Raw genomic sequence first — 12,555 nt, 5'->3', positions numbered from 1 at the left:
TCTTGAAAGAAATAAGTCGGAACTATTCACTTTTATTTTTAAACTGTACTTCACCAAACATTCCGATTTTTAAATAGCCATCGTTTTTTACTTTTATTTTTATTGCATAAACAAGGTTGGCTCGTTCTTCTTTTGTCTGAATAGTTTTAGGCGTAAATTCAGCTTTGTCTGATATCCATGTAATAGTTCCATTGTAAGTTTTGTAGTCTTTTGCACCATTATCAATTAATACATGTACCGCTTGATTTAATTTTATTTGGGGAAGCTGAATTCCCGTTACGTACGCACGCAATGTCATCACAGATAAATCTGCAATTTTATACAAAGCTTTTCCAGGTGAAGTCACTTCACCTTGTTCAGCATATTTGGTAATAACGATTCCATTTACCGGATTTATAATTTTTGATTTTGATAACTGCTCTTCTAATTGTGCGGCCTTTTTTTGAAGAGGTTTTCGCTCACTCATAATACTTCGGTTCGATGTAGATGTTGTAGTTCTTTGAACATTTATTTGCTGTTCGGTTGCATTCATTTGCTTGCGGATAACATCAATTTGAGCATTTATGTCATCCAGCTGTTTTCCGGTTGCGGCATCAGCTTTTACAAGTCGTTCTGTTCTTTCTTTTTCATGTATCAAGTTGTCTAATTGCGATTGTTGCACAGCCAACTGGTCCTGTAATAACTTTATCTGTGGGGTTACATTGTATGTTTTTTCTGAGAGCGCCTGTATACTTGCTTCTACCTGGGCTTTTTGTAAATCAAGGTTATCAGAATTAATAGCTCCTACCACTTGCCCTTTTGTTAAAGAATCACCTTCATGCACACTGAAGCTCAGTATCTGGCCCCCCAGTTCAGATGATACAATAACCTCATCTACTTCAAAACTGCCTGATGCATCAAATGTGCCATTTTTTGAATGACAGCCGGTAAAAACAATGATTACAAATAATGATAAGAATCTACTTCTCATAAAAAGTCGTTTATAATTTACCTGTTGTAAGTTGATAATTTACCTGTGCCTGTAACAATTGCAATTGGTGCGTTGCCATTGCCTGCCGCGCTGCATCTTCCGCATTTATTTCACGTAAATAATCATTGGCAGTAATCACGGCATTTTCCAATTGTGCTTTAGAAGCTTCTGTTATCTTGCTTCTTAGTTCTATAATTTCCTGGTCAGATGCTACAAGCTGAGTAAATTTTGCAATCTCTGCCCGTTGCTGTTTTAGTTGTGATTGCGTATTTAACAGGAATGTTTCCTTTTGTATTTCGACCGTGCGCCTGTTAATATTTAGCAGGCTTTTTTCTCTTTTCGATGTGTAAAAGTTTCCTAATGACCAGTTTAACCGAAGACCTGTGATATAGAAAAAATCAAACTTGTCAGACAATAGATTTAAACCCGGCCTCCCATATCCACCTTGTACAAAAGCATTTGCTTTTGGCAAGTTTCGCGAATCGATTAAATTTCTTTGTTCTTTGAGTAACTCTGATTGATCATCGTATAACCTCATCTCAGGTCGCGCAATAGATGTGTCCAAACTTATTTCTACTACCGGCGTTTGCAACTGTCCTGTTTCATCAACTGGTTGATTAATAAATAAAGAAAGCGCATCAATTAATCCTTTTTTTGTATTTCGGATTTCTATGGCCCTTTGTTGGGTTTGCAACATCTGAACCTGCAAAACCTGTAGGTTCGACCGTAAAACGGTACCATTATTTACCTGTTGTTGTACTTTAGTTATACCTATTTGAATATTATTTAATAAAAGCTCATTTTGCTTTAGCAACTTATCCTGGTAAAGAATATTAAAGTATATCTGGTTAATTCTGTTTTTTAAATTATATAATTCCACTTCCACTTTTCTTTGCTCAACAGCAGAATTTAGTTGCTGAATATTTTTTTGTTCTTTTATCAGTCCACCATCATAAATAAGCTGGTTTGCTTCCGCAACTACTCGGTACTGGTCCTTACTTTGAGAAGGAACTTTAATATTTGGAATTGGAATATCTACCCTTGTAACATCTGACTGATAAGAGGCCTGCCCATTGACAGCCAATTGAGGAAGAAAACCTGTGTTTAGGTTTTTGAGCGAAAGGTTTTCTGTCTCCTGTATCAAACCTTTTTGCTTTATAACAGGATAATTCTGTTCGGCCAACTGGTAGACTTCCTGCAACGATAAATACTTTTTATCCTGCGCATGTACATAAAAACATGACAATAATATAAAGAAAGTCATACATAATTTAACCGTACTATTTAACCGTTTAGTTAACCACTGCATAAAAAATTTATTTCTTTATTGAGTCAATAATCAGCTTTGGAACTTCTTTTTTTCGTTGTTCGATCATTGTATTAAACTGGGTTCTGTCCATCCCGGCAATCAATTGTATCACAGGGCGTGCAACAAAAGGAAAAACACAAAGCGATAACATGTTTAGCAACAATTGTAATGGGTCGACTTTTTTAATAATTCCCTGTTTTTGTTCTTTTTCCAGTTGTTTTATAATCTTGCCAACTGGGGGCATTTTATTGCCAAAAACCTTTTTCAAAAATTCTTCAGGATGTCGGTTGATTTCGTTTAAAATAAAGATGGGCACATAGGGCGTTTCATTAATCTGGTTTATATATTCAATGCAAAAAGTTTCAATCTTTTTAAACACCGTTTCCTCCGATTCAAATATGGCCAAAACTTTTGGCAGGAAGTGCCCTGCCACTTCTGCGAAAATCTGTTCAAACAATTTATCCTTACTTCTAAAATAGTAGTGTAACATGGCTTTGTTAATGCCGGCTTCGTCGGCTATATCCTGCATGCGTGCCCCATCTAATCCTTTCGTTAAAAAAATCTTCCTGGCTGCTTCCAGTATTTTTTGCTCCGTCGTTAAATCTTTCTCTTTACCCATTTAGTTTAACCATTTGGTTAACAAAAGTACGTTTAAAATCAATATTTCAAAAAAAATTCAGTAGAAAAATGACGAGTGGTAAAAAAAATATTTAAAAGGATTTGGTTAAGAAAATGACTTTTTCCAATAAATATCAATACTTGTTTGTTAGGTAACGGTTACATCGAACAAGAATTTTTGGCATGCAATTTTATAAGAACGCAACTTGTTTTTTCCTCTCTGCACTTCATTAAGTAAAAAAAGCAATTCATACGTATATGGCTTGAAAAGGTTTATTGCAGCTTCTACTTTAGCAGTAAAATGTAAACTAGTTATAAATAAAAAAGTATGAAATATATTTCATCGATACAACCGGGAACAAAAATATTATTTGCCAATTTCCCTGCCGATGGTCACTTCAATCCGCTGACAGGATTGGCTGTTCATTTAAAAAATATTGGGTGCGATGTGCGTTGGTACACTTCAAAGACATATGCCGAAAAAATTGCCAGGTTAGATATACCTTTTTATGGTTTGCAAAGAGCCGTAGATGTAAGTGCCCATGCGGAAATCAACGACGTTTTTCCCGAAAGGAAAAAATACAAAGGCCAGGTAAGCAAGTTGAAATTTGATATGATAAACGCCTTCATTCTGCGCTCTACGGAATATTATGAAGACATATTGGAAATATACGAGGAATTTCCTTTTCAGTTAATGATTGCTGACATCACTTTCGGCGCTATTCCTTTTGTAGAAGAAAAAATGAATATTCCGGTTATTTCCATCAGCGTTGTTCCGCTTCCCGAAACCTCAAAAGATCTGGCTCCCTCCGGCCTTGGTATCACCCCTTCTTATTCGTTTTTTGGCAAAATAAAACAGAGCTTTTTACGCTTTATTGCCGACGAATTACTTTTTGCGCAACCCACTAAAGTAATGTGGGGCCTTTTGGCCCAACATGGAATTGATGCGGGGAAAGCCAACATATTTGACATACTTATACAAAAATCAACACTGGTACTACAAAGCGGCACTCCGGGTTTTGAATACAAGAGAAGTGACTTAAGCAGTCATGTGCATTTTATTGGTCCGCTGCTGCCTTACACAAAAAAGAAAGAAAGAGAAAGCTGGTACAATGAAAAGTTAAGCCACTACGATAAAGTTATTCTTGTAACACAAGGCACAATTGAAAAAGATATTGAGAAGCTTATTGTGCCAACTCTTGAAGCATTTAAAAACTCCGATTGCCTCGTTATTGCTACTACTGGCGGTGCCTATACTGAAGAGTTGAGAAAACGTTACCCCGAGGAAAATATAATTATAGAAGATTTTATCCCTTTTGATGATGTAATGCCTTATGCAGACGTATATGTTTCAAACGGGGGATATGGCGGAGTTCTTTTATCTATACAACATCAACTGCCTATGGTAGTGGCTGGTGTACATGAAGGAAAAAATGAGATTAATGCAAGAGTGGGATATTTTGATTTGGGCATTAATCTTAAGACCGAAAGACCTACCGTACTTCAATTAAGAAAAAGTGTTGACGCAGTCTTACAAAGTGATTCATACGCGAAGAATGTAAAACGGCTTGGTAAAGAATTCAAACAATATGATCCGAATGAAATATGTGAAAAATATGTAGCGCAACTGCTGGAAAATCAAATTTCTTATAAAGAAAAAGCAAATAGCTACCAGGCCGAAGTTTTGGTTTAAGCATTTATAGTAAAGCTTGTAGTGTTATATTTGGTATTCAACTATGTAATGTAATAATTCTTTGCACCGGCTCTTATGGTATCTCAACTATTCCTTTTTACAGGGAAAAGTTTATTGGGAGAAGAATTGCCGTTTGTACCTTTCCTAAGTGCTTATGTGTTTATTTACATCAAAAGGAAAGGTAGTAAGACTGTTTTTAATGAGAGCGTTTGTATTAATAGCCTTTTTGGCACAGCCCGGCCTGTATTGGTAGGGTTAAGATGTCATTTGATATAGTGGTTTATTTGTTTGTTTTAAAATGGCCGGGGTTTTCCCCGGCCATTTTTACAAAGGGTAGAAATATCGCAAGGCGATCTCACACTTTACCACAGAAAAATCTCGTCTGGTGACCCTACTTTAAGGTTAAATATTGCAACTTTCCAAATGCAATTGTCATCATAACTCAAGAACATTTTCTAATACATCTTTTTATAGAAATCATTCAATTATTAAAATTTTAATTCCTTCGATGAAAAGAAATTTACGTCTGCGATATGTTCTATTAATGCCAATTATTTTGAGTTTAATAGTAGTAAGTGGATGGGGGCAATTGCAAATTCCGTACGTAAGTGCCAAGCCTTCTGTTATTCCAGACTTTGGCAATGTATATGTCAACAGCACTTCAGATTATAAATATTTTACCTTATTTGGAATTAATGTAAGCTCTGACGTTACAGTAGGTCCGCTTAGTGGTTATGTTTTTTCTCTAACTCCTGATGGCACATATTCTCCTTCAGTTACAGTTAGCCCAAACAGTGGCAGGATCACGCAACTTATCTATATTAAATTCTCTCCTGATTCAGCTAAAGTCTATAATAGTAAGATTCCTGTAACCGGTAGCGCTATGTCTTTTAATGTAGAGGCAACAGGCACCGGAATAAACAAGTTAAACCCGGCTCTAACTAAATTATCTGTTCAGTTGTTGACAGATGAGGGGGACCGACAAATTTCACTAGACGGGCTGACGGCAGTGTTTGGAAATAACTATTCAGCAGCTATTGGTGATGAAGATGCTTTTAAAATTTCCAATGGCGCTGAGGGGGTTGCCATTAACCGAAATGGAACAATGCTAAGTATTGAAGGCAGACCCATGGTAACTGCAAACGATACCTTGCCTTTACAAGTGTTACGGTTAAAGCAAAAACAATACTACTTAAAATTGGTAGGTTCTAATTTCTCACCTTTGGTATCAGCAACATTGAGAGATTTATATTTAAATACTGAAACTCCGGTTGATCTGTCATCCATCACGCTCATACCTTTTACAAACAACATACAACCTGTTCCTTCCGACCGTTTTTCTATTGTCTTAAAACCAGCCGGTTTATTGCCTGTGACGCTTACTAATGTAAAAGCTTCCCAGAAGGACAAAGGCATACAGGTAGATTGGAATTCGGAAACGGAGACAAACATAGATAGATATGATGTAGAAAAATCTATTGATGGGCAGCAATTCAATAAAGCGGCGAACGTACGGCCAAAAGGTAATAACGCTGTTACACAAAGCTATACCTGGTTCGATGGTAATGTACACTCGGATAACAACTTTTATCGTATAAAGGTAACAGAGAAGTCAGGAGCTGTAACGTACAGCCAGGTAGTCAAAGTAATAAACAATAAAGGCAACAGCCGTATAACCATATTTCCAAACCCGGTAAAAGGAAATGTTATTGGTTTGCAGTTAAGCAACTTCGATAAAGGAAGCTATGCGATAAGTCTTTACAATAACGGGGGGCAAAAGTTATATGCGGGTTTCATAAATCACGACGGCAGCTCCGCAACATACAGTATCTTAACAGGCAAACAATTCAGCAGGGGAATTTACAGGCTACAGGTACATGAAGGAGGAACGGTGATAAATAAACTGGTATTGGTCGAATAGAAATTTATTAGAAATTTAATTATTTGTAATTGAAAAAACTATTCTAATTATTAAAACCCAAAAAGGTCTCACACCCGTAAAGTTTTTTACGGGTTTTTATGTTTATTTCATATTTAAAAGAGTTCCTTTTAAAAGATTAAAACCATCCGCATTTTAAATTGCTAAAAGATCTTTGCCTAAAATTTTTATTATAAAAACTATTAGAATTCTTCAGGTTAAAGTCAAAGCCTTTCCTTTCTTCGCAGAAGGAAATAATCTTGTGCTTTTTTTTGCTTCTGTTATTTTCAATTAAAAATAATTATTTAATACAATTTTTATTTTTGTTCGCATAAACACAGGCAAGTGCTAACATATACTAACATATAAAAGATATGATAAAATAAATGGTAGTTATTTAAAATTCTGTAATTTTCCCATTTGCTTCCATTTGAAAAAAATAAATCAATGTCAAATCGTAGAAAATTTTTACAAAGTTCTGCCACTATGGTTGGTGGTGGCTTATTAGCTTCAGCAGTGAACAACCAGGCTTTTGCCATATTTAAAAATCGTATCGCGCCAAGCGATCAATTAAATATTGGCGCCATTGGTGTAAACGGAATGGGCTGGTCAGACGTAACTGCAGCCTTAAAAGTACCCGGTGTAAACCTTGTGGCTATATGCGATATAGATAAAAATGTAATCGATAAGCGATTAGCTGATTTAGGTAAGATGAATGTTGATGCCTCAAAAGTGAAAACTTACGGAGATTATCGTCAATTGCTGAATCAGAAAGATGTGGATGCCGTTATTATCGGTACGCCCGATCATTGGCATGCACTGATCATGATGGATGCCTGTGCAGCCGGAAAAGATGTATATGTAGAAAAGCCTGTAGGTAATTCAATTGGTGAGTGCCGGGCCATGGTAGCTGCACAGCAACATTATAACAAAGTGGTGCAGGCAGGCCAGTGGCAACGCAGTCAACAGCATTTTAAAGATGCGGTTGATTTTGTACAAAGCGGCCAGTTGGGCAATATTCGTACTGTTAAGGTATGGTGTTACCAGGGATGGATGAAGCCTGGCCCAGTTGTTCCTGATACAGCGCCACCTGCCGGAGTGGATTATGCTACATGGCTAGGTCCCGCGCCTAAACGTCCCTTCAATTCCAGCCGTTTTCATTTTAATTTTCGTTGGTTCTGGGATTATGCGGGAGGTCTTATGACTGACTGGGGCGTACATCTTTTAGACTATGGTTTATTAGGTATGAAGTCGCCTGTGCCTAAATCAGTTTCCGCACTTGGGGGACGTTTTGCTTACCCCGATTTGTACGAAGAAACACCTGATACACTCACTACACTGTATGAATTTGACGGCTTTAATATGGTTTGGGATTCGGCGATGGGTATCGACAACGGCTCCTATAACCGCGATCACGGTATTGCCTACATTGGCAATAATGGAACATTGATATTAAATCGTGGAGGGTGGGAAGTAATAGAGGAAAAGCAAAGTAAGAGCAAGGTAAGTAAGCCATTCGAGAAATCTTCTGATAATGGGCTTGATAAACACTGGGAAAATTTTGTAAGTGTTGTTAAGTCACGTAAAATGGAAGACCTTCACTGTCCTATACAGGCAGGTGCGCACGTAGCAACAGTAGCGCAAATGGGAAATATTGCTTTCAGGAGCGGAAAAAAATTACAGTGGGACGATGCAAATCATGCTTTTACAGATAAAGATGTTAACAAGCAATATATGATAAAAGAATATCACAACGGGTATAAATTGCCTAAGATAGTTTAATTTAATTTTGATTCATATCCCTCTCTAAGCATTTGGCGACAATACAAGGTGTTAGAGGGAAACGCCTTGTATTGCTTACTCAGATACTAACTGCGAATGACATTTTTAATAATCTTCTTCTGTATCGCGTGCCTTGTACTTTTAATTTCATGGGCACAACTTAGTCCATTGCTTGCCTTTTTAATGATTTCAATCATTGCAGGGCTTTTGCTCGGAATACCTTTTAATAACATTATGGGTTCTGTGCAAAAAGGAATTGGTGATACACTAGGTTCATTGGTTATTATTATAGCATTAGGCGCTATGCTGGGTAAATTAGTCGCTGACAGTGGTGCCGCACAAAAAATTGCCGCATTTATGATGAATGCATTTGGCAGAAAATATGTTCGATGGGCATTGGTAGTTACAGGATTTATTATAGGAATACCTCTGTTTTACGGAGTGGGCTTTGTACTGATGGTTCCTTTGATTTTTTCTGTCGTTTACCAGTATAAGCTTCCAGCAGTTTATATTGGTTTGCCTATGTTGGCTGCATTATCTGTTACGTTTGGGTTTCTTCCTCCTCATCCATCACCTACAGCTTTGGTGGTACAGTTTCATGCTGATATAGGTCTTACCTTAATTTATGGACTCATCCTGGCTGTTCCGGCTATAATTATTGCCGGCCCTTTATACTCCAGAACATTAAAAAATATAAAGGCGTTGCCTCTGCAAACCTTTCAGCCGCCGTCTTTATCGGCTGACCAATTACCTGGTGCCGTAACAAGTCTTTTGTCAGCACTGTTACCGGTTATACTTCTTATGGTCACTACTTTGTTACCATTTATGTTTTCATTGTCTGCAGGTATAAAACAGGTTGTTTCTTTTTTTGCTGACCCGGCTATTGTTATGCTTATTTCTCTTGCCGTAGCAACATATACTTTAGGCATAAAAAGGGGAAAATCAATGAAAGAAGTGATGTCAATTTACGCTGAAGCGGTAAAAGAAATCGCCATGATTTTGCTGATAATTGGCAGCGCAGGTGCTTTAAAACAGGTATTAACTGACAGTGGCATAAGTGATCAAATCGCAGGGCAATTAAATGGCTTTCATATACAACCACTTATTCTCGCATGGTTAATCGCAGCAGTCATTCGGATATGTGTAGGATCAGCTACTGTTGCAGGTTTAACAACAGCAGGCATTGTAGCACCACTGATAGTGCAGACGCATTCAAATCCTAATTTAATGGTATTGTCTATCGGTGCCGGTAGTTTAGCTTTTTCACATGTAAACGATTCTGGTTTTTGGCTTTTTAAAGAATATTTTAATTTAAGTATAAAAGATACCGTTAGGTCGTGGACTGCTATGGAAACAATTGTAGCGGTGGTAGGATTAATTGGAGTGTTGATTTTAAATGTTATTATATGATCATAGTTTTAGATTTTTAATTTATTTTAAAAAATTTTCATGGAAAATATAAATGCAGAACAGCGATTTGCGGAAACAGTGTTAGTTCTTCCTCCTGCGCCTTCACCTGTAGGCGTGTATAAATCTTACCTTATTGATGGGAAATATCTGTATGTTTCTGGTCATGGCCCTGTGCAGGCAGACGGGAAATTAATAATTGGTCGAATAGGCGCTGATTTGGATATGGAACAGGGTAAATTAGCTGCACGCCAGGTCGGCTTAACAATACTTTCAACCATTAAAACCAATCTTGGAAGCCTTGATAAAGTTAAGCGTGTTATAAAGGTATTAGGCATGGTCAATTGTGTGCCTGATTTTGGAAAACATCCTTATGTAATTAATGGCTGCAGCGAACTTTTTAAAACTGTTTGGGGTGAAGAAAATGGAGTAGGGGTGAGAAGTGCAGTAGGTATGGGATCATTGCCTGATAATATTCCTGTGGAAATCGAAGCATTGTTTGAGTTGTTTTAATGTACATAGATGAACAGTAAAAACGAATCTGAAAAAGAGTGGTATTTCATTAATAATATTGATACAGTTGATTCTCCTGCGTTGGTAATATATTGGGAAAGAGTAGTCGAAAATATTCGTCTGCTTACAACAATGATTGATGATGTAAAAAGATTGAGGCCTCATGTAAAAACGCATAAATCAAAAGAAGCTGCATTGCTAATGATGGAAGCCGGAATTAGCAAATTTAAATGTGCTACTATAGCAGAAGCCGAAATGCTTGCAATGGTAAATGCTCCTGATGTATTATTAGCTTATCAGCCTGTTGGCCCAAAACTGAAGCGTTTTATTGCATTGATCAAAAATTATCCGGCTACTACATTTTCATGCTTAGTTGATGATTATGAGGCTGCAAAAAGTGTTGCTAAAGATGCGGTTGAAAATAACCTTGAAATTGCCGTTTATATCGATTTGAATGTCGGCATGAATCGTACCGGTATTGCTGCCGGTAATGATGCAGTAGAACTGTACAAAGGATGTGTAAATTTAAAAGGCATAAAACCTGTGGGATTACATGCTTATGACGGACACATTCGTATAAAGGATTTTGAGCAAAGAAGTGAAAAGTGTAATGAGGTTTTCAAATTAGTTGAATCTACTCGAAATGAACTAATAAATCATGGTTTTCCAAAACCTGTTATTATTGCCGGAGGCTCACCAACTTTTCCGGTGCATGCAAAGCGAAGAGATGTAGAATGTAGCCCCGGAACTTTTATTTATTGGGATGCCGGTTATCAACGCATTTGTCCTGAGCAGCCTTTTTTAACTGCTGCACTGGTTATTTCACGTATTATCTCTTTTCCAGGAAAAAATATTATATGCCTCGATCTTGGTCATAAATCAATAGCCGCTGAAAATGAGTTGGCAAATCGTGTAACTTTTTTAAATGCTGCGAATTTAAAATTTGTAGGTCAGAGTGAAGAGCATTTGGTAGCAGAAGTGCCCGAAGGCCATTCTTACAAAACAGGGGACGTATTATATGGATTACCGGTACATATTTGCCCTACCGTTGCGTTGTACGAGCGGGCATTAATTGTTAAAAATCGTGAGGTGGCAGAGGAATGGAAGACAATTGCAAGAGATAGAAAGATTAATGTGTAGTTGTAGATATTTGTATTTGTTCTTTCTGAACTTTGACCCTTCGTGTCTTATAACAACTAAGACATTTATATAACAGAATTTATAAAATCTTCTCAATAAAAATTTACAGCGATTGCCTATATGTTTATAATAGATGCACATCTTGATCTTAGTATGAATGCCCTTGAGTGGAACCGTGATTTAAGAAAGCCGGTTAGTGATATCAATGAAAGGGAGAAAGGAATGAGGGATAAGCCTGACCGTGGAAACGCAACTGTTTCATTGCCCGAATTACGAAAAGGCAATATAGGTTTGGTAGTAGCTACACAAATTGCGCGCTATGTATCACCTGACAATTCTTTACCTGGTTGGCATTCTCCAGAACAGGCATGGGCACAAACACAAGGCCAACTGGCCTGGTACAAGGCAATGGAGGAAGCAGGTGAAATGGTACAGGTACACAATCTTACTTCGCTCAATAGCCACATAGAGTTATGGAATAACAACCAACCTAATGATGCAAAACCCGTCGGTTACATTTTAAGTCTTGAAGGTGCCGACTCTTTAATAAGTGTCAGAAATCTGGAAAAGGCCTGGAACTATGGTTTGCGTGCTCTTGGTCCTGCTCATTATGGCCCGGGAAGGTATGCAAATGGAACAGATGCAACAGGCCTTATGGGAGCAAACGGAATAGAGCTGCTGAAAGAAATGGAACGTTTAAATATTATTTTAGATGCAACCCATTTGTGCGATGACAGCTTTTGGCAGGCACTTGATCATTTTAATGGCCATATTTGGGCAAGCCATAATAATGTTCGCTCAATTGTAAACCATAACCGGCAATTTAGTGATGATCAGATTAAAGCATTGATACAGAGAGGATCTGTTATTGGCGGAGCACTGGATGCCTGGATGATGGTGCCTGGCTGGAAAAGAGGAGTTTCGTTGCCTAAAGAAATGAAATGCAATCTTGAAGTAATTATAGATCACATAGATTACATTTGTCAGCTCGCAGGTAATACGTTGCATGTTGGTATTGGTTCTGATCTAGATGGAGCATATGGAAGAGAGCAAGCTCCTTATGATCTTGAAACAATTGCCGATCTGCAAACACTTCCTGCAATGTTTCTTAGACGTGGGTATTCACAGGAAGATGTAGAAAATATCATGCATAATAATTGGCTGCGGTTTATAAAAAACGCATGGAAGTGACAGGTTTCGGAATT

General features: G+C 37.5%; 10 protein-coding genes. 7 read left to right on the top strand and 3 right to left on the bottom strand.

The window, feature by feature from the left end; genetic code table 11:
• Window positions 1–22 precede the first annotated feature (22 nt).
• Genes B154_RS0103495 through B154_RS0103485 form a run of 3 tightly spaced genes read right to left on the bottom strand, consistent with a single transcriptional unit; the run spans window position 23 to window position 2,898 of the window.
• Window positions 23–970, bottom strand: coding sequence for an HlyD family secretion protein (locus B154_RS0103495; RefSeq protein WP_018611933.1), 948 nt, complete (start codon window positions 968–970; stop codon window positions 23–25).
• Window positions 971–980: 10 nt separating this feature from the next.
• The gene (locus B154_RS0103490) at window positions 981–2,279 is read right to left on the bottom strand and encodes a TolC family protein (protein WP_245542541.1); all 1,299 of its coding nucleotides are present in this window, start codon (window positions 2,277–2,279) and stop codon (window positions 981–983) included.
• 7 nt (window positions 2,280–2,286) lie between these two features.
• A complete protein-coding gene (locus B154_RS0103485) occupies window positions 2,287–2,898 on the bottom strand; it encodes a TetR/AcrR family transcriptional regulator (RefSeq protein ID WP_018611931.1) in 612 nt (203 codons plus the stop codon).
• A 327-nt stretch (window positions 2,899–3,225) separates the two neighbouring features.
• On the opposite strand from B154_RS0103485, the gene B154_RS0103480 reads away from it, so the two are divergent.
• The 7 genes from B154_RS0103480 (at window position 3,226) to B154_RS0103445 (ending at window position 12,541) form a co-directional block, all read left to right on the top strand.
• Window positions 3,226–4,590 (top strand): glycosyltransferase, encoded by a 1,365-nt coding sequence (locus tag B154_RS0103480; RefSeq protein WP_018611930.1) that lies wholly within the window; start codon window positions 3,226–3,228, stop codon window positions 4,588–4,590.
• A gap of 508 nt (window positions 4,591–5,098) precedes the next feature.
• Window positions 5,099–6,511 (top strand): T9SS type A sorting domain-containing protein, encoded by a 1,413-nt coding sequence (locus B154_RS0103475; protein WP_018611929.1) that lies wholly within the window; start codon window positions 5,099–5,101, stop codon window positions 6,509–6,511.
• 444 nt (window positions 6,512–6,955) lie between these two features.
• Window positions 6,956–8,290 (top strand): Gfo/Idh/MocA family protein, encoded by a 1,335-nt coding sequence (locus B154_RS0103465; protein WP_018611927.1) that lies wholly within the window; start codon window positions 6,956–6,958, stop codon window positions 8,288–8,290.
• 96 nt (window positions 8,291–8,386) lie between these two features.
• A complete protein-coding gene (locus tag B154_RS0103460; protein ID WP_026259929.1) occupies window positions 8,387–9,700 on the top strand; it encodes a gluconate:H+ symporter in 1,314 nt (437 codons plus the stop codon).
• A gap of 39 nt (window positions 9,701–9,739) precedes the next feature.
• A complete protein-coding gene (locus B154_RS0103455; protein ID WP_018611924.1) occupies window positions 9,740–10,210 on the top strand; it encodes a RidA family protein in 471 nt (156 codons plus the stop codon).
• A gap of 9 nt (window positions 10,211–10,219) precedes the next feature.
• Window positions 10,220–11,350, top strand: a complete 1,131-nt coding sequence (locus B154_RS0103450) for a D-TA family PLP-dependent enzyme (protein ID WP_018611923.1) — start codon at window positions 10,220–10,222, stop codon at window positions 11,348–11,350.
• A gap of 120 nt (window positions 11,351–11,470) precedes the next feature.
• On the top strand, window positions 11,471–12,541 hold the full coding sequence (locus B154_RS0103445) for a dipeptidase (protein ID WP_018611922.1): 1,071 nt from the start codon (window positions 11,471–11,473) through the stop codon (window positions 12,539–12,541).
• Window positions 12,542–12,555: the final 14 nt, after the last annotated feature.

This window comes from Segetibacter koreensis DSM 18137, assembly GCF_000374045.1.
In the GTDB taxonomy this organism is placed as follows: Bacteria; Bacteroidota; Bacteroidia; order Chitinophagales; family Chitinophagaceae; genus Segetibacter; species Segetibacter koreensis.
This window is presented reverse-complemented; position numbering and strand designations above follow the sequence as displayed.

Excerpts from the sequence above, each read along its gene's own strand:
- B154_RS0103495 (WP_018611933.1), bottom strand. The coding sequence starts at position 970 with ATGAGAAGTAGATTCTTATCATTATTTGTAATCATTGTTTTTACCGGC.
- B154_RS0103490 (WP_245542541.1), bottom strand. The coding sequence starts at position 2,279 with ATGCAGTGGTTAACTAAACGGTTAAATAGTACGGTTAAATTATGTATG.
- B154_RS0103485 (WP_018611931.1), bottom strand. The coding sequence starts at position 2,898 with ATGGGTAAAGAGAAAGATTTAACGACGGAGCAAAAAATACTGGAAGCA.
- B154_RS0103480 (WP_018611930.1), top strand. The coding sequence starts at position 3,226 with ATGAAATATATTTCATCGATACAACCGGGAACAAAAATATTATTTGCC.
- B154_RS0103475 (WP_018611929.1), top strand. The coding sequence starts at position 5,099 with ATGAAAAGAAATTTACGTCTGCGATATGTTCTATTAATGCCAATTATT.
- B154_RS0103465 (WP_018611927.1), top strand. The coding sequence starts at position 6,956 with ATGTCAAATCGTAGAAAATTTTTACAAAGTTCTGCCACTATGGTTGGT.
- B154_RS0103460 (WP_026259929.1), top strand. The coding sequence starts at position 8,387 with ATGACATTTTTAATAATCTTCTTCTGTATCGCGTGCCTTGTACTTTTA.
- B154_RS0103455 (WP_018611924.1), top strand. The coding sequence starts at position 9,740 with ATGGAAAATATAAATGCAGAACAGCGATTTGCGGAAACAGTGTTAGTT.
- B154_RS0103450 (WP_018611923.1), top strand. The coding sequence starts at position 10,220 with ATGAACAGTAAAAACGAATCTGAAAAAGAGTGGTATTTCATTAATAAT.
- B154_RS0103445 (WP_018611922.1), top strand. The coding sequence starts at position 11,471 with ATGTTTATAATAGATGCACATCTTGATCTTAGTATGAATGCCCTTGAG.